Source organism: Paraburkholderia sp., from assembly GCF_026225065.1.
In the GTDB taxonomy this organism is placed as follows: Bacteria; Pseudomonadota; Gammaproteobacteria; order Burkholderiales; family Burkholderiaceae; genus Paraburkholderia.
The window spans coordinates 1-22,322 of record NZ_JAMFSB010000136.1 but is presented as its reverse complement, the minus strand read 5'-3'; the positions used below and the strand labels follow the sequence as shown (position 1 = coordinate 22,322).

Below are 22,322 nucleotides of genomic sequence, written 5' to 3'. Positions count from 1 at the left end.
CTGCGCCCTTGTTGCCGCGTTCTTCCTTTTCGACCTGGACGATCAGTTCCTGACCTTCCTTCAGGGCGTCCTGGATACGGGCGGAGCGCATGTCGACGCCGTCACGGAAATACTGACGGGCGACTTCCTTGAACGGCAGAAAACCGTGACGGTCTTCGCCGTAGTTGACGAAACATGCTTCGAGCGACGGCTCGATGCGGGTGATGATGCCCTTGTAAATATTGCCTTTGCGCTGTTCGCGACCGGCGGTTTCGATGTCGATATCGATGAGTTTTTGCCCATCGACGATGGCTACGCGCAGTTCTTCCTGCTGCGTTGCGTTAAACAACATTCGTTTCATTGAACGGCTCCAGAGCGGCTTAGCCTGTGCCCACGCCTCGCGTTTGTTGGACGCAAAGAACGTTCAAGGCAGCGGCATGCCGCGCTTTATTGTGTTTTCACAAGCACGCTGGAGCGGGAAAAATGGCGGGGAGAATTGCCTGAGAGGGCCCGGTCCATACAAAAGGACGCGGTGCCGCAGGGCACATGCGAACACGGCTTCAAATAACGGCCTGACACGCCGCGGGTACTGCCGGCTGACCTATACACACCTTCGTCCACTCGCGCCGGTGCGCCAACTGGGCGCGTGACCGGAGGGTCGAAGGCTGCGGTCGAGCCGCAGCTGGAAGTTCGCGCAATAGGCGCGTCTTTTCTCGCTGGGGGTGTCTCGCCTCATTTTGACGTCGCCATGTCTTGTACTTTCTACAAGACGCCTTGGGCGCACGCCGTATTTTCGCAACCGGAAGCCTCGTCCTGCAGGGCGTCAAACCGCCGATACCCGAGGCTCGCAGTTAAATTCTTTTTTACCAAAATTCCGTTACCGCGGAGCCGACCATGACCGAACGCGCCTGTGGGCGCCGTCCCTGCCGGGTGCTGACTCCGTGCGTACAACTTGTTGCATCTCGTTATGCGGGTGAGCAACCAGACCCGGGCGCAAGTAAAATGACTGTTTATCGCTTGCACCTGCGCAGACCGCCGGAATACCGGACAATGCGCCGGCCGCCGCAGACTGCTGGGCAAATTATATTCAGAATGAAAGAGTTAGGCAAAATATCCCAGAAATCGGTCGCAAGTGACCAGGTCTCGATGATCGAGATCGACGATGGCGCGGCCGGACAGCGCATCGACAACTTCCTGTTACGCGTCTGTAAAGGCGTGCCGAAAAGCCATATTTATCGCATCCTGCGTAGCGGGGAGGTGCGTGTAAATAAGGGTCGGGTCGATGCCCAGTACCGTCTCGAGCATGGCGATCTGGTGCGTGTGCCACCGATTCGCATCGCCCAAGGGACCGAAGCGAGTGCTCACAATCCGATTCCGGCCGCCCATTTCGAAATTCTTTTTGAAGATGACCACATGCTGGTCATCGACAAACCGGCGGGCGTCGCCGTCCATGGTGGCAGCGGAGTGGCGTTCGGGGTAATCGAGCAGATGCGCGCGGCGCGTCCGCAGGCAAAATTCCTTGAGCTGGTGCATCGGCTGGACCGCGAGACGTCCGGTGTCCTGATGCTCGCGAAGAAGCGCGCGGCACTCGTTAGCCTGCACGAGCAGATTCGCGAGAACCGCATGGACAAGCGTTACTTTGCGTGCGTCCATGGCGAGTGGGCGAGCGACTGGGGTCGCCGCCGCGCGGTCAAGGAGCCGCTGCACAAGTATCTGACGGCGGACGGCGAACGCCGCGTGCGGGTTCAGGCAGACGGGCTGGCGTCGCACACGGTTTTCAATCTGGTGAACCGCTGGCCGGACTACGCGCTCCTCGAAGCGGAACTGAAGACGGGTCGCACGCATCAGATCCGGGTTCACCTCGCGCATCTGGAGCTGCCGATTGCCGGCGACGTCAAATATGGCGATTTCTCACTGAATAAAGAGTTGGCGCGCTCGAATGCGCGCCCTGGGCTGAAGCGGATGTTTCTGCACGCATACCGGCTCAAACTGGCGCACCCGGCCACCGGCGACGTGCTGCAGTTCGAGGCGCCGCTGCCGGCGGAATGCCGGCGCTTCATCGATCAGCTCAATGAAATCAATAAAGGGGCAACCCCGGAGACGAATACGCATGGCTAGAGAGCAATTTGATCTGATCGTCTTCGATTGGGACGGCACCTTGATGGATTCGACCGTGCATATCACGCGGAGTATCCAGTCGGCGTGCCGCGACCTGGGCTTGCCAGTGCCGGCTGACGAGGCGGCGAGCTACGTGATTGGCCTCGGGCTGCGCGACGCGCTGCAGATCGCCGCGCCGACGCTCGACCCGTCCGAGTATCCGCGTCTGGCCGAGCGCTATCGCTTCCACTATCTGGTCAAGGATCAGACTACCGAGCTGTTCGCCGGCGTGCGCGAGATGCTCCAGGCGTTGCGCGACCAGGGGTATCTGCTCGGCGTCGCCACTGGCAAGAGCCGCGTGGGCCTAAACCGGGCGCTCGATCAGTCGCGCCTCACGAGTCTCTTCGACGGCACGCGCTGCGCCGACGAGACCTTCTCGAAGCCCCATCCGGCGATGCTGCATGAACTGACCCGCGAACTTGGCCAGGATGTGGCGCGCACGGTGATGGTCGGCGATACGACCCATGACCTGCAAATGGCGATCAACGCGGGTGTCGCGGGCATCGCCGTCACCTACGGCGCCCATCCGGCGGCGTCGCTCGCCGCGCTCGAGCCGAAGTTCGTGGCGTCGAGCGTCAGCGCGCTGTCCGCCTGGTTGCGCGAGAACGCATGAGTACGGTCGCCATCGAACCGGTGCGAATCTGTGCCTCGGACGAACTGGTCGAGGGCGGCATCGGGCTGCGCCGCAAGGCGAAATATGTCGACGGCGATGCGGTTGTCTTCTTTGTCCGCTATGGTGGCGAGGCTTATGGTTATCTGAACCGCTGTGCGCACGTGCCGATGGAGCTCGACTGGGCTGAGGGTCAGTTCTTCGAATCATCGGGTTTATACTTGATGTGCGCCACGCACGGCGCAATTTACGCGCCGGATACAGGCAAGTGTGTCGGCGGTCCGTGCCGTGGCGGCAGGCTGCGTTCCGTTCAGGTCGACGAACGGGACACACCGGATGGCCGCGCGGTATTCTGGCTGCCGGACGACGACCTGCGTCCGGTCACTCCCTGACTCTTTGATCTGCGACGCATGGCCGACAATCTCACTCCCGATCCGAACCAACCGTCCTCAGCGGGCCGCAAGCCGACGCCAACTGATGAACCGGGCTGGGAGCGCGCCGCGCTCGAACGCATTGCACTCGCTGCCATCAGCGAACAGCGCGCGGCCCGCCGCTGGAAAATCTTCTTCCGCTTTGTCTTTGTCATCCTGCTGCTGGTGGTGGTCTGGGGCGTGTTCGATTTTTCCGGGGAGAAGGTCGCCACCACCGGGCGCCATACCGCGATGGTCACGCTCGACGGGGAAATTGCCGCCGACACCAACGCGAATGCCGATGACGTCGACTCCGCGCTGGAGAGCGCCTTCGACGACGCCGGCACGGCGGGCGTGATCCTGAGCTGCAATAGTCCGGGCGGCAGTCCGGTGCAAGCGGGCATCATCAATCGCGATATCCGTCGTCTGCGCGCCAAATATCCGTCCATTCCGCTATATGTGGTGGTGGGCGACATGTGCGCCTCGGGCGGGTACTACGCGGCGGCAGCGGCGGACAAGATTTACGTGGATAAGGCGAGCATCGTCGGCTCGATCGGCGTGCTGATGGACGGCTTCGGCTTTACAGGCCTGATGGACAAGCTCGGCGTGGAGCGGCGCCTGCACACTTCAGGCGAAAACAAGGGCTTCTTCGACCCATTCTCGCCGGAAACGCCGAAGATGGACGCGCATGCGCAGGAAATGCTCGACCAGATCCACCAGCAGTTCATCGACGCGGTGCGCGAAGGCCGCGGCAAGCGGCTGCATGAGACACCGGATATCTTCTCGGGCCTGTTCTGGACCGGTCAGCAGAGTGTTGATCTTGGTCTGGCGGATGGCTTTGGCGACTCTGATTACGTCGCGCGCGAGATTATCAAGGCGCCGGACATCGTCGATTACACCGTGAAGGAAAGCATCACCGATCGCGTGGCGCGCAAGTTCGGCGCGGCGGTTGGCAGCGCCGCGGTTCACGCGATGGTGCTGGGTGGGAAGATGAGCTTGCGGTGAGTGTTGTGCTGGGCTGGGCCGCTGTGCTTCGTTGCGTGCAACGGCGTAGCGGCCCGTGCGGTGGCCTGTTCAGACGGCAAGTAGCAGGAAAATCGCCGGACGCTTGTGCAGATCGAGCGTCGGCGCCTTTTTCCAGTCCGATACCGTTCGGCTCGCTATCGTCTCCGTCTCCAGCGTCAGATCCACTGCGACGCACACCAATGTTGACGGCGCGCAAGTCGCCAGCAAGGTATCAAGCAGCGCCTTGTTGCGATAAGGTGTCTCGATAAAGATCTGCGTCTGCTTTCCCTTGCGCGACTGCTGCTCCAGATCGCGCAGCCGCTTGGCCCGTTCGGCCGCATCCACCGGCAGGTAGCCGTGAAACGCGAAGCTCTGGCCGTTCAGGCCGGAAGCCATCAACGCGAGCAGAATTGAACTCGGCCCAACGAACGGCACGACCTTGACGCCGCGCTCGTGCGCCCGCCGTACCAGCAGCGCGCCCGGATCAGCGACCGCCGGGCAGCCCGCTTCCGAGACGAGGCCCGCGTCCGTGCCGGCCAGAATCGGCGCCAGCAGCTTTTCGATCTCGCCCGCCGGGGTATTCACATTCAGCTCGCGAATCTCGATTTCCTGAATTGGGCGCTCGGTGCCGACCTTCTTCAGGAAAGCCCGGGTGGTTTTCGCGTTTTCGCCAATGTAGTAATGCAGCGCCGCGGCGCGAGCCCGCACGGGCGCAGGCAGGACGGCGTCAAGCGCGTCTGCATCGCCTTCGCCGAGGGTGTTCGGGATCAAATACAGTGTGCCGCTCATCGTGCCCCCAACAGTGGAAAACCGGCCGCCAGCAGCATCCGCGACAACGCGATCAGCGGCAGTCCGACCAGCGCGGTCGGATCGTCCGACTCGATCGCATCGAGCAGCGCAATGCCGAGTCCTTCGGATTTGGCGCTGCCGGCGACGTCATAGGGCGTTTCGGCTCGCAGATAGGCGTCCAGCTTGACGTCAGGCAGATTCCTGAAGCGGACAGTCGTTACGACATCGAGCGTCTGGGCGCTATTGTCGCGGCTATCGAACAGGCACAGGGCGCTATGAAAAAGCACTTCGCGGCCGCGCATGGCCTGCAACTGGGCGAGTGCTTTGTCGTGCGAGCCCGGTTTGCCGATCTGCAGACCGTCGTAAGTGGCGACCTGATCCGAGCCGATCACCAGTGCATGCTCGCCGGCGGGGAGTCTGGCGGCTACCGCCCGTGCTTTGGCCTCGGAGAGCCGCAGGGCGGTCGCTTCGGGTGTTTCGCCCGGTTGGGGCGTCTCGTCGACGGCCGGCACGACGACGTCGAACGGTACGCGCAGGCGTTCCAGAAGCTCTCGGCGATAGCGTGAACTCGACGCCAGAATCAGGCGTGGCGGGCGGGAAAGGGTATCCGGCATGGTGAACCAAAGGCTAGGGAGAGCAGGCCGCACGTGCTTTCGCGCGTACGGGCTTAAGTGTTTGACTCGAAAAGACAAAACGGATATGATTTTGGGCTTTTCATCGGTATGTGCACGTTGTAGTCACGTTTTCGCTACATCGAAATTCCGCGCAAGCCCCAACGCAGGCTTGCTGCAATCAGGGTTTCTCTCGTGGTAGCGGCGCGGCAAGAGGCGGCATACTGATCTGATTTACCCCGGCTAAATCCGTGCCGACGCAGGAGCGCACATGACTCAACATCTTGGCAAACCTGCAGGTCTCGCCGACCCGCATGATGTCGATCTTTTCGAATTCGCGCGGAGCGGCTGTCAGGCCGCGGGCCTCGTGCGCGTCTCGCAACTGCCGCGCATGTTAAACGAAGTTCCTGCGGAAGCGCCAGAGCGCGAAAGTGCGTTCACCTGGCAGGCCGAAGGGGCAACGCAGCCGGAATTGCAGGACGACGGCACCGAGGGTCCGCAGCCGTATCTGAGGCTCGCGATTCACGGGTCGGCATGGCTCGAATGTCAGCGGTGTCTCACGCCGTATCTGCAGGCGTTCAATGTCGATGCGACTTACCGGATCGTCAGCACTGAGGCGGAAGCCCAAGAGTTTCCGCTCGACGAGGATGAAGTCGATGTGATCGTGGGTTCAGCCCATTTCGATCTTATCGACTTGATCGAAGAAGAGTTGCTGCTGAGTATGCCGCTGGTGCCCAAGCACGACGTTTGCCCCGAAGTGCACGAGTCTCTCGTGTCAGGGGTGGCGGGTGAAGAGGGCGAGGGCGACGAAGCCGCGCAGGATCAGGCTGAAGAGGGCGGCGAGCCCGCTCGGCCTAATCCGTTTGCGGCGCTCGAAGCCCTCAAGAAGGGCGGTTCCGGCGGCGAGAAGCACTGAACAGTTGCATAGGAGCGCGATGCGGCGCGTTGGCCATCCGGCCAGTGGCGATTGCAGTATCGGGCTGTGTTAGAATTCGGAAAATTTTTAGGAGTTATCATGGCAGTCCAACAAAACAAGAAGTCGCCGTCGAAGCGCGGTATGCACCGCTCGCACGATTTCCTCAGCGCAGCGCCGCTGGCTGTGGAACCGAGCACCGGTGAAGTGCATCTGCGTCACCACGTTAGCCCGAACGGCTACTATCGCGGCAAGAAAGTCGTCAAGACGAAGAACGACTAATCGTCCCGTTGCGTTGCGCCCCCTGGCGTTTCGCGTGGCGATCGGCTCGCTTGACATTTTCCCGGCTCGACAAAAAGGCGGCATCTATGGCCGCTTTTTTGTGTCGAATGCAGTTAGCCCTTTAGCGCTTGCTGCGTTCCCATGCAGAGCTCCTGAAATTCGTCGCACTCCATGACAGTAAAGCTCACGATAGATTGCATGGGAGGCGACCACGGCCCGTCCGTGACCGTTCCCGCGGCTGTCAGTTTCGTTCGTTCGTATCCCGACGCGCAGTTGATGCTCGTCGGCATCGAAAGCGTGATCCGCGCCCAGCTCAAGAAGTTGAAGGCCGAGGGCGAGTCTGCGCTGGTCATCGTGCCGGCTTCCGAGATCGTCGCCATGGACGATTCGGTTGAAGTCGCGCTGCGCAAGAAGAAAGACTCGTCGATGCGCGTGGCGCTCAACCGCGTCAAGGAAGGCGAGGCTCAGGCCTGCATCTCCGCCGGCAACACCGGCGCGCTGATGGCGGTGTCCCGCTATGTTCTAAAAACGCTCCCGGGTATCGAACGCCCGGCGATCGCGTTCGCGTTGCCCAATCCTACCGGCTACACGATGATGCTCGACCTGGGCGCCAACGTCGATTGCGAGCCGCAGCATTTGCTGCAGTTTGCGGAGATGGGGCATGCGCTCGTGTCAGCGCTCGAGGGCAAGGAGCGCCCTACGATCGGTCTGCTTAACATCGGCGAAGAGGTCATCAAGGGCAACGAGACCATCAAGCGTGCCGGCGAGTTGCTGCGGGCAAGCACACTGAATTTCCACGGTAACGTCGAGGGCGACGACATCTTTAAGGGCACGACCGATGTGATCGTCTGCGACGGTTTTGTCGGCAATGTCGCGCTGAAGACGTCAGAAGGGCTCGCGCAGATGTTGAACAGCATCATCAAGGAAGAGTTTGGCCGTTCGTGGCTGACCAAGGTGATGGGGCTTCTCGCGTTGCCGGTACTATTACGCTTCAAGAAGCGGGTCGACACCCGGCAATACAATGGTGCAGCACTGCTCGGCCTGCGCAGCCTTGTGATCAAGAGCCACGGCTCGGCGGACGCGTACGCGTTTGAGTGGGCGATCAAACGCGGGTATGATGCCGTCAAAAACGGCGTGCTGGAACGCCTCGCGCGGGCGATGGAAGAGAACGCGAGTTCTCTGGAACAGGTTGCGCGCGACGCAAGCGGCGCGGGTTATGCAAGTCCGGCCGCAGGCCAGCCAGCCGAGCCCTACGCTGCGCTATCCTCGAAGGCATAATGGCTCAATCGACAATTTATTCCCGCGTGCTGGGAACCGGCAGTTATCTGCCGCCCGGGCGCGTCAGCAATCAGGACCTGGCCGAACGTCTCGCCAAGCAGGGCGTCGAAACCAGCGACGAGTGGATCGTAGCCCGCACCGGCATCCACGCACGCCACTTCGCAGAACCTGATGTCACCACTAGCGATCTCGCGCTCATTGCCGCCCAGCGTGCGATCGAAGCTGCCGATGTCGACCCGCAGTCGATCGATCTGATCATTGTCGCCACCTCCACGCCGGACTATGTGTTCCCTAGCACGGCGTGCCTGCTGCAGAACAAGCTCGGCATCAAGAACAACGGCGCGGCGTTCGACGTGCAGGCCGTCTGTTCCGGCTTCGCTTACGCCGTGGCGACGGCCGACAGTTTCATCCGCAGCGGTCAGCATCACACCGCGCTGGTGATCGGCGCCGAAACCTTCTCGCGTCTGCTCGATTTCAATGACCGCACCACCTGCGTGCTGTTCGGTGACGGCGCCGGCGCGGTGATCCTCTCGGCTTCAGAACAGCCCGGCGTGCTCGCCAACGCGCTGCATGCCGACGGCAGCCATGCCAACATTCTCTGCACGCCGGGCAACGTCAACGGTGGTGTAATCGCCGGTAGCGCGTTTCTGCATATGGACGGCCAGGCGGTGTTCAAGCTCGCCGTCAACGTGCTTGAGAAGGTCGCGGTCGAAGCGCTTGCCAAAGCTGGCCTCACAGCGGAACAGGTCGATTGGCTGATTCCGCATCAGGCCAATATCCGTATCATGCAAAGCACGTGCCGCAAACTCGGCCTGCCGCAGGAGCGCATGGTCGTCACGGTGGGCGAGCACGGCAACACGTCGGCTGCGTCCATTCCGCTCGCGTTCGACGTCGCCGTGCGCGACGGCCGTATCAAGCGCGGCCAGAACGTCCTGATCGAAGGCGTCGGCGGCGGCTTCACGTGGGGCGCGTCGGTTATCCGCTATTGATCTGCGTCTGAGGCGGCGCTTCTGCGTCGCCAGCAGCGATCAGTCGCGTCGATAAGGCCGCGTGCCGTACGCATCTGAAACATCGAATTTTGAGGATCCCATGAAATTTGCGTTCGTTTTTCCTGGTCAGGGCTCGCAGTCTGTCGGCATGCTCAACGCATTTGCCGATCACGCCATCGTGCGCGAGACAGTTCAGGAAGCCTCCGACGCGCTCGGCCAGGATCTGGGCAAGCTGATCGCCGAAGGTCCGGCTGATGATCTGAACCTCACCACCAATACTCAACCCGTCATGCTGACGGCCGCGTACGCGATCTACCGCGCGTGGCAGGCCGCGGGCGGCCCGGCGCCGGCAATCGTTGCGGGTCACAGCCTCGGCGAATACACGGCGCTGGTCGCTGCTGGCGCGCTGGCGTTCCGTGATGCGGTTCCGCTCGTGCGTTTTCGCGCGCAGGCCATGCAGACGGCCGTGCCGGTAGGCGAGGGCGGCATGGCGGCGATTCTCGGTCTCGACGACGACACGGTGCGCGCGGTGTGTGCCGAAGCGGCGTCGGCGGGTGTTGTGGAAGCGGTGAATTTCAACGCGCCGTCGCAAGTCGTGATCGCCGGCAACAAGGCCGCGGTCGAAAAGGCCTGCGAAATCGCCAAGGCCAAGGGCGCGAAGCGTGCGCTGCCGCTGCTGGTGTCGGCACCTTTCCATTCCTCACTGCTCAAGCCCGCATCGGACCAGTTGCGCGAGTATCTGGCGAGCGTCGAGGTTCAGGTGCCGAAGATCCCCGTCGTGAATAACGTCGATGTGGCTATCGTCAACGAGCCGGCCGCCATCAAGGATGCGCTCGTGCGTCAGGCAGCTGGTGCGGTGCGCTGGGTCGAGTGCGTGCAGGCGATCACTGGCCAGGGTGTCACGCATGTGATCGAATGCGGTCCCGGCAAGGTTCTGGCGGGCCTGACCAAGCGCATCGACGGCAATCTGGTCGGCGCTTCGGTTTTCGATCCGGCCTCGCTCGAAGAAACGCTTAAGCTCGTGACGGCCTGAACGCCTCGCAGGTACAGCCGCAAGTATCTCAGTACTCACTACAGCCTAAAGACTGCAATCAGCCCTCACGGGCAATCCGGACTGAAAGATGGAAAAGACTCTCGATAAGCAGATCGCGATCGTGACGGGCGCCTCCCGTGGCATTGGCCGCGCCATTGCGCTCGAACTGGCGCGCCAGGGCGCGACCGTCATCGGCACGGCGACCAGCGAAAGCGGCGCAATTGCGATTACCGAAGCGTTCAAGGCTGAAGGCGTGAACGGCCGCGGCGCGGTACTGAACGTGAACGACGCGGCTGCAGCGGAAGCGCTGATCGACGGCACTGTGAAAGAATTTGGAACGTTGCACGTGCTCGTGAACAACGCGGGCATCACCCAGGATCAACTGGCGATGCGCATGAAGGACGACGACTGGGACGCGGTGATCGATACCAATCTCAAGTCCGTGTTTCGCCTGTCGCGCGCGGTGCTGCGCCCAATGATGAAGGCGCGCGGCGGCCGCATTATCAACATTACGTCGGTGGTCGGCTCGGCTGGCAACCCGGGGCAGGTCAACTACGCGGCGGCGAAAGCCGGCGTCGCGGGGATGACGCGGGCGCTGGCGCGCGAGATCGGCAGCCGCGGCATTACCGTGAACTGCGTCGCGCCGGGCTTTATCGACACCGACATGACGAAGACCCTGCCGGAAGAGCAGCAAACCGCGCTGAAGACCCAGATTCCGCTTGGGCGTCTGGGCAGCCCGGAAGACATCGCTCATGCTGTCGCGTTTCTTGCTTCGCCGCAGGCTGGCTATATCACCGGCGCGACGCTGCATGTAAATGGCGGCATGTACATGTCGTAACGGAATTCGGTTACCATCCGCGCCGTGACGCGTTTCTCGTCGTGACGGGGCGGATGCCTTGACAGGAACCGTGCGCGCCGCTTTTTTGCAGGGGCAAACCTGATAAAATGCGCGCACCTGTATTTTTGAACTTCTTTTCCCTTGGAGGGGTTAATGGACAATATCGAACAGCGCGTCAAGAAGATCGTCGCAGAACAACTGGGCGTTGCCGAAGCAGAGATCAAGAACGAAGCCTCGTTCGTGAACGACCTCGGCGCTGACTCGCTCGACACCGTCGAACTCGTGATGGCCCTCGAAGACGAATTCGGCATGGAAATTCCGGATGAAGAAGCTGAGAAGATCACGACCGTCCAGCAAGCGATCGACTACGCTCGCGCAAACGTCAAGGCCTAAGGTCATTCGCGCCCGCGTTGCTGGGTTGGCGGCGTGTGACGCCCTGTTGTGCCGGTTTCCGGCATCCGCGGGGCTGGTGCTATTGCCGACGGAGTTGGCGATGAAGTTGCTGGCGCAGCCGTTTCCAGCGCAGATGCAAGTGCAGGTTTCGGCGCAGTTTCCAACGCGTTTTTCAGCGTGGTTTTCAGCGCGTGTTCCAGCGCGTCTTCCAGGTTAACAGCCACAGGGCTCACAGGTCCGTTTCCTGTGGCCGCTGTGGCTTTTGCTTTTGTCACCTATGAAAAAGAGGTTACCGTGAGCCGTCGTCGTGTTGTCGTTACAGGCCTGGGGCTGATTTCGCCTGTTGGCAATAATGTTGCCGACGGCTGGGCCAATCTGGTCGCCGGCAAGTCGGGCATTGCCAACATCACGAAGTTCGATGCTGCGAACTTCACGACCCGCTTTGCCGGCGAGGTGAAGGGCTTCAATATCGAGGACTACATCCCCGGTAAGGAAGCGCGCCACATGGATACGTTCATCCATTACGGCGTGGCTGCCGGCATCCAGGCGATGCAGGACAGCGGGCTCGAAGTCACCGATGAGAATTCGGAGCGCATCGGCGTGGTGGTCGGCTCGGGCATCGGCGGCCTGCCGATGATCGAAATCACGCAGACGGAACTGCTCAATCGCGGCCCGCGCCGGATTTCGCCGTTCTTCGTGCCGGCCTCGATCATCAACATGATTTCCGGCCATCTCTCGATCAAGTTCGGCATCAAGGGCCCGAACCTCGCCATCGTCACCGCGTGTACCACCGGGCTGCATTGCATCGGCGAGGCTTCGCGCCTGATCGAATATGGCGACGCGGACGTGATGATCGCGGGCGGTGCGGAATCGACCGTGTCTCCGCTCGGTATTGGCGGTTTCGCGGCGGCGCGCGCCCTGTCGCAACGCAATGACGATCCTGCTACGGCAAGCCGTCCTTGGGACAAGGATCGCGACGGCTTCGTGCTGGGCGAGGGCGCCGGCGTGATGGTGCTCGAAGAATACGAGCACGCGAAGGCCCGTGGCGCGAAGATTTACGCCGAAGTGAGCGGCTATGGGATGAGCGGCGACGCATACCACATGACCGCCCCGGTGGAAGATGGCGACGGCGCACGCCGCTGCATGCTGGCCGCATTGAAAAACGCAGGCGTGAACGTGGATCAGGTGAACTACCTGAACGCCCACGGCACCTCGACGCAGCTCGGCGACCTCGCGGAAACCACCGGCATCAAGCGTGCCTTCGGCGATCACGCGAAGAACATCGTCGTGAATTCGACGAAATCGATGACGGGCCACCTGCTGGGTGGTGCGGGCGGTCTCGAGTCGGTCTTCACGGTCCTCGCTGTGCACAATCAGATCTCGCCGCCGACGATCAACATCTTCAACCAGGATCCCCAGTGCGATCTTGACTACTGCGCCAACACCGCGCGGGAGATGAAAATCGACATCGCGTTGAAGAACTCGTTCGGGTTCGGCGGTACGAACGGCACGCTGGTCTTCAAGCGCACCTGAGCGGGCCGGGCCGTTTGACGTCACTCTCCACGCAGTCGGGTCCGGCGCTTGCCGCTGGACTGGCATCTTCAAACGGAGCGCCGCTGATTACCCTCCGACGCTCCGTTGCCCTGCGTGGCGCAACGGTGGTTTTTATCCTGATTGCCGTGGCCGCCGTTCAGGCGTGCCTGGCAGCCCGGCTCGGCGCCTTGCAGGCGGCGCCTGCTGCCGCAGCTGTGTTAGCTTTCCTCACGCTCGCCGCGCGGCGGCATTGGCACGCCGAGCCCGGCGCCATCAAAATCGGGCCGGATGGTCTTACCGTCTGGAACCGCGCGGGGCACACGCTCGCGCAGGGCCGTATTGCCGGTTGCTCGCAGTGGAGCGGCCGGCTCCTCATTCTGGCGCTCGCAGGCACGAGCGGCCGTTCCAGGCCATTGCTGATCGCAGCCGACATGCTGTCCGCCGAGGCGTTTCGTGAGCTGTCCGTGCTGGGCCGGCGCGCCGCCGGCGTTTGACTGTAACGACTGTAACCGCTAGTACCTTAGTAACGTGACGCGATGATGGGGACGCTACAATGGTGCCCCGCGTTGCAGCCCATAGTTAACGGATTTATCAGGTGAGCGAAAAAGAAATTGATCAGGTGCTGGTCGAGCGCGTCCAGAAGGGCGACAAGGCCGCGTTCGAGCTTCTGGTCTCCAAATACCACCGGAAGATCCTCCGGCTGATCTCGCGCCTTGTGCGGGACCCCGCTGAGGTTGAGGATGTGGCTCAGGATGCCTTCATCAAGGCATACCGGGCGCTGCCCCAATTCCGCGGCGAATCGGCCTTTTATACGTGGTTGTACCGGATTGCGGTCAACACGGCAAAGAACTACCTTGCGACCCAGGGGCGGCGCGCACCGACTTCGACCGAAGCAGATGCTGAAGAAGCTGAAACTTTCTCGGACGCCGACCAACTAAGGGATATCAACACGCCTGAGTCGATGTTGATGAGCAAGCAGATCGCTGAGACGGTCAATGCTGCGATGGCGGTTTTACCGGAAGAGTTGCGCACCGCCATTACTCTTCGTGAAATTGAAGGTTTGAGCTATGAGGAAATCGCTGAGATGATGGGGTGCCCAATCGGCACGGTCAGATCACGAATTTTTCGCGCTCGCGAAGCCATTGCGGCAAAATTGCGTCCATTGCTTGACACACCCGAAGGCAAACGCTGGTAATCGGCCAGCTCGCCCGTCGGGGCAATGGGGCAATATCTGGGTTAGGTGGTGTCACTAGGGGTGTGTAAGATGGGGAGCATCATGGGGTCGGTCTCGATGCAATCGCAAGCAAGCTCGCGCGGCGAGCGTCTGTCCGCTTTTGTCGACGGTGAGCTGTTCGGCGAAGAGCATCTGAACAAGTTTATTTCCGAGCTGGATCACGAAGATCGTGCGTCCTGGTCGCATTACCACCTGATCGGCGACGCCCTGCGTTCGGACGATCTGGCGGTAAGCCCCGCGACCAGTAGCGCCTTCCTCGCCAGCTTCAGCGCGCGTCTCGAGCAGGAGCCGCACGTGCTGGCGCCCGCCGCGATGTCGGCTACGGGCCGGTTGCTGGCGCTGCGCCGCCGCTTCGTGCCGGCGCTTGCCGTCGCCGCTGCCGCCGCCACGCTGACGTGGATCGTCGTGCCGCAATTGCAGGGCGTGCCGGCCGGTGCGGGCGTGGCGCAGGTCGCGTCGCTGCAGTCCCATGGCGATTCCGTGCAGCGTGTTGCCATGGCCCCGGTGCCGACGGTAGCCGCCGCCCAGCCGGTTTCGGACGGCAACATCATCCGCGACGCGAGCCTCGACCAGTATCTGGAAGCTCATCAACAGTTCGCGCAGCAACCGGTCATGCCCGGTTCGATGCCGTTGATTCGCACCTCCGCCATGACCACGCAAGGCCAATAGTCTGATGCAGACACTGCGGTTGAATAAAACGACTATCTGGGGGCGGCTGCCGGCATTTCTGTTCTGTGCAGCCGTATTGTTGTCCGCCACACCGCGTGTCTTTGCGCAATCCGACGACCCGCTCGTTGCCCGCCGCACTGCGACGGACTTGCTCAGCCGCATTCACCAGGCCGCCCAGCAGCAGAATTACGAGGGGGCGTTCGTCTATCAGCGGGGTAATTTCGTCCAGACCTCGCGGATCGTCCATTTCGCCACCCACAGCGATGGCGAGTTCGAGCAGCTCGAAAGTCTGGACGGCAAGCCGCGCAAAATGTTGCGCCATAACGACGAAATGTACACGTTCATCCCCGAACGGCATTTGTGCGTCGTCGAAAAGCGCCAAAACAAAGATTCGTTCCCCGCTTTGCTCGCTGGCAGCAGCGACCAGGTGATGTCCGTGTATGAGCCTAAGCTGCTCGGCGACGACCGAGTCGCGGGCATCGACAGCCAAGTGGTCGAACTCGACCCGAAAGACGCGTACCGGTTCGCCTACAAGCTTTGGGCGGACAAAAAAACGGGTTTGCTGCTGCGCGCGCAGACGCTGGACCCGAGCGGGCAGGTGCTTGAGCAGTTGTCGTTCTCGCAGATCAGCATCGGCGTTCCGGTCGATACGACGCCGATCGCCAATGGCATCCACAACATCGCGGGCTGGACCGTCGTGAAGCCGCCGGTCGAGCCGGTGGATATGGAAGCGCAAGGCTGGCAGATCGATCCTACCGTGCCTGGTTTTCACAAGATTCGCGAGTTGCGCCGTCCTATGGCGTCAGCTGATCCGAGCGGGCCGCCTATCCCGGTCGACCAGGCTGTGTTCTCAGACGGCCTCGCGGCGATTTCGGTATTTGTCGAGCCGGTCGAAAAAAATACCCGTAAGGAAGGCGCCGGCAGCAGCGGGGCGACGCACGTGCTGGTCAAGCGTCAAGGTGACTTCTGGATTACTCTGCTGGGGGAAGTGCCCCAAGCCACATTGCAGCAATTTGCGTCTGCCATAGAATATAAGGCTCCCTAGTAATCCCTCGAATCCCTCTGCTGGCTACGATATGACGATTTTCACGGTGCGCAAATTTCTCGCAGCCGCGGTGGTGGCAGTTTGTCTGCCGCTCGTACCGCATGCAGCGTCGGCGGCGCCTGCAGCCAATCTTCCCGACTTTACCGATCTCGTCGACAAGGTCGGGCCGGCAGTTGTCAACATACGCACCACGACCAAGGTGACGGGTAGCAGTGCCCATGGCACGGCGCCAGGACTCGATGACGGCGATATGTCAGAGTTTTTCCGGCGCTTTTTCGGCATTCCGTTGCCGCAGCAGCCCGGTTCGCCCGGTAATGGGAATGGCAACGGCGGTGGCGGTAGTGGTGGCGATAACGGCGACAGCGGCAGTGGCAGCGGCGGGAGCAGCAACAACCAGGACGCGCCCGACAACTCCGATTCCGAGCAGAGCAGCGGCGTGGGATCTGGCTTCATCCTGTCGCAGGATGGCTACGTGATGACCAACGCCCACGTGGTCGACGACGCCGACAACATCTACGTCACGCTGACCGACAAGCGCGAATTCAAGGCCAAGCTGATCGGCATGGACGATCGCACGGACGTCGCGGTCGTGAAGATCAACGCTTCGAATCTGCCGGCCGTCACGATTGGCGATTCGACCAAGGTTCGGGTGGGTGAATGGGTCGTGGCGATCGGCTCGCCGTTCGGCCTGGAAAACACGGTCACGGCCGGCATTGTCAGCGCCAAGGGGCGCGATACCGGTGATTATCTGCCGTTCATCCAGACCGACGTGCCGGTCAACCCGGGCAACTCGGGTGGTCCGCTCATCAATATGCAGGGCGAGGTGATCGGCATCAACTCGCAGATCTACAGCCGTACCGGCGGTTTCATGGGCATTTCGTTCGCGATCCCGATCGACGAGGCGATGCGTGTGGCCGAGCAGTTGAAGACCACGGGCAAAGTCACACGTGGCCGCATTGCGGTGGCCATCGGCGAAGTGACCAAGGACGTGGCCGATTCGCTTGGCTTGCCATCGGCTCAAGGTGCGCTCGTGAGCAGTGTCGAACCGGGTGGCCCGGCGGATAAAGCCGGCGTGCAGCCGGGCGACATCATCCTGAAGTTCAACGGCCATTCCGTCGATACCGCGACCGACTTGCCGCGTATGGTGGGCGACACGAAGCCGGGCGCCAAGGCCACCATCACCGTGTGGCGCAAGGGGCAAACGCGCGATCTGTCGGTCACGATTGCCGAGATGCAGCCGGACAAGACCGCCAAGACCGACGAGAAGCAGGCGCCTGCGCCGAAGCAACGCGCGACGAACTCTCTCGGCATTGCGGTGAGCGACATCCCGGCCGACCAGCAGAAGACGCTGAAGGTGCACGGTGGCGTGCAGGTCGATCAGGTAGACGGACCGGCTGCCCGCGTCGGCCTGCAGAAGGGCGACCTCATTCTGCGCGTCGGCGATACGGATATCTCGAGCGCGAAGCAGTTCGACGAAGTGACGGCGCATCTGGACCCGCAAAAGATGATTGCGTTGCTGGTGCGTCGTGGCGACAACACGCAGTTCGTGCCGCTGCGCCCGCGTAGCGGCTCCGCGCAGAAGTGACAAAGCCGGCGGCGCCGCTCACGCTCTACGGGCGCGCGTGGTGCCACCTTTGTGAAGATATGCGCGCCGGGCTCGAGCCGTTGCTGGTGGAGTTCGGTGCGCAGGTCGAGGTTATCGATGTCGACACTGATCCCACACTCGAAGCACGTTACAACGAGTTGGTGCCGGTTTTGGTGTGTGATGGCGTCGAGTTGTGCCACTATCACCTCGACGAAGGGCGGGTCCGCGCGGCGCTGAGCGCACGTGCCGGGCAGATTCGCTAGCGCATCGAAAGCCTCGGGGCCTGGCACACGTCTGAGCCCACTTTCCGTGCTCTCCTGCAAGATATGCCGGGCGGAAGCCTTTTTCGGCTAAAATAGACAGGTTTTTCACCTACTTCCAAGGCGTGCTCCGCAATCGTCCGGGCGCGCCTTTTTCGCTTGATCGGTACTGAATGGATCATATTCGTAATTTCTCGATCATTGCGCACATCGACCATGGCAAGTCGACGCTCGCCGATCGCATCATCCAGATTTGCGGCGGTTTGTCCGACCGCGAAATGGAATCGCAGGTGCTCGACTCGATGGATCTCGAGCGCGAGCGCGGCATCACCATCAAGGCACAGACGGCTGCATTGTCCTATCGCGCACGCGATGGGCAGATCTACAACCTCAACATGATCGACACGCCGGGGCACGTCGATTTTTCGTACGAAGTCAGCCGTTCGCTGTCGGCGTGCGAAGGTGCGCTGCTGGTGGTCGACGCGAGTCAGGGCGTCGAAGCCCAGACGGTCGCGAACTGCTATACGGCTATCGAACTCGGCGTCGACGTGATTCCGGTGCTCAACAAGATCGACTTGCCCGCGGCGAACCCGGAAAACGCGATTACTGAGATCGAAGACGTGATCGGCATCGACGCAACCGACGCGACGCGTTGTAGCGCGAAAACGGGTCTCGGCGTCGAAGACGTGCTGGAAGCGCTGATCGCGAAAGTGCCGCCGCCCAAGGGCGATCCGGAAGCACCGCTGCAGGCGTTGATCATCGATTCGTGGTTCGACAACTACGTCGGCGTGGTGATGCTGGTGCGTATTTTCAACGGCACGTTGCGTCCCAAAGACAAGATCCGTTTGATGGCGACCGACACGCAATACCCGGTCGAACACATTGGCGTGTTCACGCCGAAGTCGAAGAATCTCGAGTCGCTGTCTGCCGGGCAGGTGGGCTTCATCATCGCCGGTATCAAGGAGTTGGCCGCTGCGAAGGTGGGCGACACCGTCACGCTGGTGAACCGTCCGGCCCCGGCGCCACTGCCGGGCTTCAAGGAAGTGAAGCCGCAGGTGTTCGCCGGTCTCTATCCGATCGAAGCGAACCAGTACGACGCACTGCGTGACTCGTTGGAAAAGTTGAAGCTCAACGACGCCTCGCTGCACTATGAGCCGGAAGTCTCGCAGGCGCTTGGCTTCGGCTTCCGTTGCGGCTTCCTCGGTCTCCTGCACATGGAGATCGTGCAGGAGCGCCTCGAGCGCGAGTTCGACATGGACCTGATCACCACGGCGCCGACCGTGGTGTATGAAGTTCTGCAACGCGACGGCACGACCATCGTGGTCGAGAACCCGGCCAAGATGCCCGATCCGTCGAAGATCGAGGAAGTGCGCGAGCCGATCGTCACCGTGAACCTGTATATGCCGCAGGACTATGTGGGCTCGGTGATCACGTTGTGTACGCAAAAGCGCGGCGTCCAGATCAACATGCAGTACCACGGCCGCCAGGTCCAGCTCACGTATGAAATTCCGATGGGCGAAGTCGTGCTCGACTTCTTCGACCGTCTGAAGTCGATGTCGCGCGGCTACGCGTCGATGGACTACGAGTTCAAGGAATATCGCGCAGCGGACGTCGTGAAGGTCGACATGCTGATCAACGGCGACAAGGTCGATGCGCTGTCGGTGATCGTGCACCGCTCGCAGAGCCAGCACCGCGGCCGCGAAGTGGCGGCCAAGATGCGCGAGCTGATTCCGCGTCAGATGTACGACGTGGCTATTCAGGCGACCATCGGCGCGAACATTATCGCCCGCGAAAACATCAAGGCTTTGCGTAAGAATGTGCTGGCAAAATGCTACGGCGGAGATATTTCCCGTAAGAAGAAGCTGTTGGAAAAGCAGAAGGCAGGCAAGAAGCGAATGAAGCAGGTCGGGTCCGTCGAGATTCCGCAAGAAGCTTTCCTTGCTATCCTGCGTGTCGAAGACAAATAAGACGAAGAACGGAACTCTATGAATTTTGCGCTGATTCTTTTTGTGCTCGTCATCATTACGGGCATCGCATGGGTCGCAGACAAACTGATTTTCGTGCCGCAACGGCGGCGCGCGGCGGACGAGGCGGTAGCCGAGTTCGACCGTCAGCAGGCACGCGTCGGCGAGCGCTTCGCCGACGAAAACGCCCCGCAAACGCGGGCGCGTCTGCGTGACGAAAAGCTGCGCCAACCGTGGTGGCTCGAATACTCGGCGAGCTTTTTCCCGGTGATCCTGGTGGTGTTCGTGGTGCGCTCGTTTGTGGTCGAACCGTTCAAGATTCCGTCGGGTTCGATGGTGCCGACGCTGCTGGTGGGCGACTTCATCCTCGTCAACAAGTACGAATACGGCATCCGTCTGCCGATCACCAACACCAAGATCACCGAAGGCAGTCCGCTTCAGCGCGGCGACGTGGTGGTGTTCCGCTACCCGAAAGACGAATCGGTCGACTACATCAAGCGCGTGATCGGCCTGCCAGGCGACGTGGTGGCATATCAGGACAAACAGCTGACCATCAACGGCAAGCCTGTGCCGGAGGCCGCGCTGCCGGACTACTTCGACGAAGAGCGCATTGGCTACGCGAAGCAGTTCGAAGAGGACCTCGACGGTCGCAAGAATGCGATTCTGAATAATCCGGCGGTGCCGCCGTACATCGTGGGCGCGGAAGACTATCCGTATCGCGATAACTGCACGTACAACGCGCGCGGTGTGATCTGCAAGGTACCGCCCGGCAATTACTTCATGATGGGCGACAACCGCGATAACAGCGCGGACAGCCGCTACTGGGGCTTCGCGCCGGACAAGAATATCGTCGGACGTGCGTTCTTTATCTGGATGAATTTCAGCAGCTTGAAACGCATCGGGACGTTCCACTGATCGTCACCGCACTGACCGCACGCTGACCATACAACACGTCGCGCAGATGCCACTCATCGGGCGCGGCGTGTTCTCACGCTACTTTAAGAACGTGCGGTAAGGTCGCTTCACAACGCTTTTTCCGTTGGCCGCCCCGCGTTTTCGCCGGGGCAGGCGCCCGCGTTATACTCTGCACATGCCCCTATCTCCGTTGGAAAGCCGTTTGCGTTACGAATTTCGCAATGCGGAATTGTTGCGCCAGGCTTTAACTCACCGCAGTCACAGTGCCACGCATAACGAACGGCTCGAGTTTTTAGGCGATTCCGTTCTGAATTGCGCGGTGGCTGCGCTATTGTTCCAACGTTTCAGCAAACTGGACGAGGGCGACCTGTCGCGCGTCCGCGCCAATCTGGTCAAACAGCAGTCGTTGTACGAAATTGCTCAGGCCCTGAATGTTTCGGAAGGTCTGCGGCTCGGCGAAGGCGAACTACGCAGCGGGGGCTTCCGCCGCCCGTCAATCCTCGCTGACACGCTCGAAGCCATTTTGGGCGCTGTCTTCCTGGACGGCGGCTTCGAAGCCGCTCAGACGGTCATCAAACGCCTCTACGTGCCGATTCTGGACCATATCGATCCCCGCACGCTTGGCAAAGACGCGAAGACGCTGCTTCAGGAGTATCTGCAAGGTCACAAGATTGCGCTGCCCACCTACACCGTTGTGGCAACGCATGGTGCGGCGCACAATCAGCAGTTTGAAGTCGAGTGCACGGTACCGAAGCTGGAAGTCAAGGTGTCCGGTTCAGGCGCCAGCCGCCGCGCGGCTGAGCAGGCCGCTGCCAAAAAGGCGCTGGATGAGGTGATGGCCGCGGCGCCCGCCGTAGTCGCCAAGCCGAAGCGCTCGAAGGGAGCCCGGGCGGCGAAGCATGCCGAGCCGGAGATCGTTCCTGGCGTGACCGGTGTGCAAACCGCGCTCGATCTGCGTGCGCCGGACCGTAAGAACGACCGTACCCCGCGCGGTGAGCCCAAGGCAACCGGGACCGAGGCAACCGGGACCGAGGCGGCTGTGGCCGAGCGGCCAGCGCCTGTCGCAGCGCCGGTCATTGCTCCCCTTGCGGTAATCCGGGCTGCACACGTCGAATACAGCAGCCAGACCGCGGCGGAAAAAGACAAGGCGGAGAAGGACAGGGCCGAGAAAGACAAGGCGGAAAAAGCCGAAAAGGCCGAGCGCGCCGAAAAGCTCGACAAATCCGACGTCTCTTCACGCAGCGCCGACAAACCCGCCGCCGCCCGTACCCGCGAACTTGCGCCCGACATGGCGGCGCCTGCCGAACTCGAACCCGGTGTTGCCGACGCGGTACAAACGCGCGTCGCCGATGCGGGCCATTGATTGACTGGATGCGCGCTTCTTCGCGCGTCCATATGAACCTGCCGTAGCCTGAATATGAACGCTTCCACTTCCACTGGTTTCCGCTGCGGCATGGTCGCGATCGTCGGCCGCCCCAACGTCGGCAAGTCCACGCTGATGAACGCGCTGGTCGGCCAGAAAGTCAGTATCACGTCGCGCAAGGCGCAGACCACGCGCCATCGCATCACCGGCATTCATACGCTGGAAGACGCGCAGTACATTTTCGTCGATACCCCGGGTTTTCAGACCAAGCACAGTGGCGCGCTGAACCGTTCGCTGAACCGCGCGGTGACGTCGACGCTCACGTCCGTCGATGCGATTCTGTTCGTGATCGAAGCGGGCCGTTTCGGTCCCGACGACCAGAAGGTGCTCGACCTGATTCCGAACGACACGCCTTGCTTGTTGATCGCCAACAAGCTGGATCACGTCAGCGACAAAGAGACCTTGTT

At 61.5% G+C, this 22,322-nt stretch carries 25 protein-coding genes; 22 read left to right on the top strand and 3 right to left on the bottom strand.

Annotation, left to right across the window (positions count from 1 at the left end):
- A partial coding sequence (locus M0954_RS10600) for a S1 RNA-binding domain-containing protein (protein WP_297353081.1) occupies positions 1-340 on the bottom strand: 340 nt, incomplete at its 3' end.
- Between the two features lie 731 nt (positions 341-1,071).
- On the opposite strand from M0954_RS10600, the gene M0954_RS10595 reads away from it, so the two are divergent.
- Genes M0954_RS10595 through M0954_RS10580 form a run of 4 tightly spaced genes read left to right on the top strand, consistent with a single transcriptional unit; the run spans position 1,072 to position 4,161 of the window.
- On the top strand, positions 1,072-2,097 hold the full coding sequence (locus tag M0954_RS10595; protein ID WP_123385983.1) for an RluA family pseudouridine synthase: 1,026 nt from the start codon (positions 1,072-1,074) through the stop codon (positions 2,095-2,097).
- Positions 2,090-2,749, top strand: coding sequence for an HAD-IA family hydrolase (locus M0954_RS10590; RefSeq protein WP_122152055.1), 660 nt, complete (start codon positions 2,090-2,092; stop codon positions 2,747-2,749). The genes M0954_RS10595 and M0954_RS10590 overlap by 8 nt, the downstream gene beginning before the upstream one ends.
- The gene (locus M0954_RS10585) at positions 2,746-3,138 is read left to right on the top strand and encodes a Rieske 2Fe-2S domain-containing protein (protein WP_297353080.1); all 393 of its coding nucleotides are present in this window, start codon (positions 2,746-2,748) and stop codon (positions 3,136-3,138) included. Before M0954_RS10590 ends, M0954_RS10585 begins: the two co-directional genes overlap by 4 nt.
- Before the next feature lie 18 nt (positions 3,139-3,156).
- Positions 3,157-4,161: a S49 family peptidase gene (locus tag M0954_RS10580; RefSeq protein WP_122152053.1), complete on the top strand. Its 1,005-nt coding sequence runs from the start codon at positions 3,157-3,159 to the stop codon at positions 4,159-4,161.
- A 69-nt stretch (positions 4,162-4,230) separates the two neighbouring features.
- Here M0954_RS10580 and M0954_RS10575 read toward each other — a convergent pair whose 3' ends face one another.
- A complete protein-coding gene (locus M0954_RS10575) occupies positions 4,231-4,950 on the bottom strand; it encodes an SAM-dependent methyltransferase (protein WP_122152052.1) in 720 nt (239 codons plus the stop codon).
- Entirely contained in the window at positions 4,947-5,564 is a 618-nt protein-coding gene (locus M0954_RS10570) for a Maf-like protein (protein ID WP_297353079.1), read from the bottom strand. Before M0954_RS10570 ends, M0954_RS10575 begins: the two co-directional genes overlap by 4 nt.
- A gap of 268 nt (positions 5,565-5,832) precedes the next feature.
- Between M0954_RS10570 and M0954_RS10565 the strand changes: the two genes are divergently transcribed.
- The 18 genes from M0954_RS10565 to era form a co-directional block, all read left to right on the top strand.
- On the top strand, positions 5,833-6,477 hold the full coding sequence (locus M0954_RS10565) for a DUF177 domain-containing protein (RefSeq protein WP_122152050.1): 645 nt from the start codon (positions 5,833-5,835) through the stop codon (positions 6,475-6,477).
- Positions 6,478-6,576: 99 nt separating this feature from the next.
- Entirely contained in the window at positions 6,577-6,756 is a 180-nt protein-coding gene (rpmF, locus tag M0954_RS10560; protein WP_074263835.1) for a 50S ribosomal protein L32, read from the top strand.
- A gap of 171 nt (positions 6,757-6,927) precedes the next feature.
- A complete protein-coding gene (gene plsX / locus M0954_RS10555) occupies positions 6,928-8,034 on the top strand; it encodes a phosphate acyltransferase PlsX (RefSeq protein ID WP_133892186.1) in 1,107 nt (368 codons plus the stop codon).
- Positions 8,034-9,023, top strand: a complete 990-nt coding sequence (locus M0954_RS10550; RefSeq protein ID WP_122152048.1) for a beta-ketoacyl-ACP synthase III — start codon at positions 8,034-8,036, stop codon at positions 9,021-9,023. The genes plsX and M0954_RS10550 overlap by 1 nt, the downstream gene beginning before the upstream one ends.
- Positions 9,024-9,123: 100 nt before the next feature.
- Positions 9,124-10,056, top strand: a complete 933-nt coding sequence (fabD, locus tag M0954_RS10545; protein WP_297353077.1) for an ACP S-malonyltransferase — start codon at positions 9,124-9,126, stop codon at positions 10,054-10,056.
- An 88-nt stretch (positions 10,057-10,144) separates the two neighbouring features.
- Complete coding sequence (gene fabG / locus M0954_RS10540; protein ID WP_122152046.1) at positions 10,145-10,894, top strand: 3-oxoacyl-ACP reductase FabG; 750 nt, start codon at positions 10,145-10,147, stop codon at positions 10,892-10,894.
- 153 nt (positions 10,895-11,047) lie between these two features.
- Positions 11,048-11,287: an acyl carrier protein gene (gene acpP, locus M0954_RS10535; RefSeq protein ID WP_004197638.1), complete on the top strand. Its 240-nt coding sequence runs from the start codon at positions 11,048-11,050 to the stop codon at positions 11,285-11,287.
- A gap of 294 nt (positions 11,288-11,581) precedes the next feature.
- Positions 11,582-12,820 carry a beta-ketoacyl-ACP synthase II gene (fabF, locus tag M0954_RS10530; protein ID WP_122152045.1) on the top strand — a complete coding sequence of 413 codons (1,239 nt, stop codon included), beginning with the start codon at positions 11,582-11,584 and terminating at the stop codon, positions 12,818-12,820.
- Positions 12,821-12,945: 125 nt separating this feature from the next.
- Positions 12,946-13,314, top strand: a complete 369-nt coding sequence (locus tag M0954_RS10525; protein WP_367279509.1) for a protein YgfX — start codon at positions 12,946-12,948, stop codon at positions 13,312-13,314.
- Between the two features lie 101 nt (positions 13,315-13,415).
- The gene (gene rpoE, locus M0954_RS10520) at positions 13,416-14,015 is read left to right on the top strand and encodes an RNA polymerase sigma factor RpoE (protein ID WP_006051939.1); all 600 of its coding nucleotides are present in this window, start codon (positions 13,416-13,418) and stop codon (positions 14,013-14,015) included.
- An 81-nt stretch (positions 14,016-14,096) separates the two neighbouring features.
- Positions 14,097-14,723: a sigma-E factor negative regulatory protein gene (locus M0954_RS10515; protein ID WP_123385718.1), complete on the top strand. Its 627-nt coding sequence runs from the start codon at positions 14,097-14,099 to the stop codon at positions 14,721-14,723.
- Positions 14,724-14,727: 4 nt separating this feature from the next.
- Positions 14,728-15,768, top strand: coding sequence for a MucB/RseB C-terminal domain-containing protein (locus M0954_RS10510; RefSeq protein WP_297353075.1), 1,041 nt, complete (start codon positions 14,728-14,730; stop codon positions 15,766-15,768).
- 31 nt (positions 15,769-15,799) lie between these two features.
- The gene (locus M0954_RS10505) at positions 15,800-17,353 is read left to right on the top strand and encodes a DegQ family serine endoprotease (protein WP_123385720.1); all 1,554 of its coding nucleotides are present in this window, start codon (positions 15,800-15,802) and stop codon (positions 17,351-17,353) included.
- A complete protein-coding gene (locus M0954_RS10500; protein WP_297353073.1) occupies positions 17,350-17,616 on the top strand; it encodes a glutaredoxin family protein in 267 nt (88 codons plus the stop codon). Before M0954_RS10505 ends, M0954_RS10500 begins: the two co-directional genes overlap by 4 nt.
- Positions 17,617-17,786: 170 nt before the next feature.
- Positions 17,787-19,580 carry a translation elongation factor 4 gene (lepA, locus tag M0954_RS10495; RefSeq protein ID WP_122152040.1) on the top strand — a complete coding sequence of 598 codons (1,794 nt, stop codon included), beginning with the start codon at positions 17,787-17,789 and terminating at the stop codon, positions 19,578-19,580.
- A gap of 18 nt (positions 19,581-19,598) precedes the next feature.
- Positions 19,599-20,492, top strand: coding sequence for a signal peptidase I (gene lepB, locus M0954_RS10490; protein WP_122152039.1), 894 nt, complete (start codon positions 19,599-19,601; stop codon positions 20,490-20,492).
- A 175-nt stretch (positions 20,493-20,667) separates the two neighbouring features.
- Entirely contained in the window at positions 20,668-21,855 is a 1,188-nt protein-coding gene (rnc, locus tag M0954_RS10485) for a ribonuclease III (RefSeq protein ID WP_297353083.1), read from the top strand.
- 54 nt (positions 21,856-21,909) lie between these two features.
- A partial coding sequence (era, locus tag M0954_RS10480) for a GTPase Era (RefSeq protein ID WP_297353071.1) occupies positions 21,910-22,322 on the top strand: 413 nt, incomplete at its 3' end.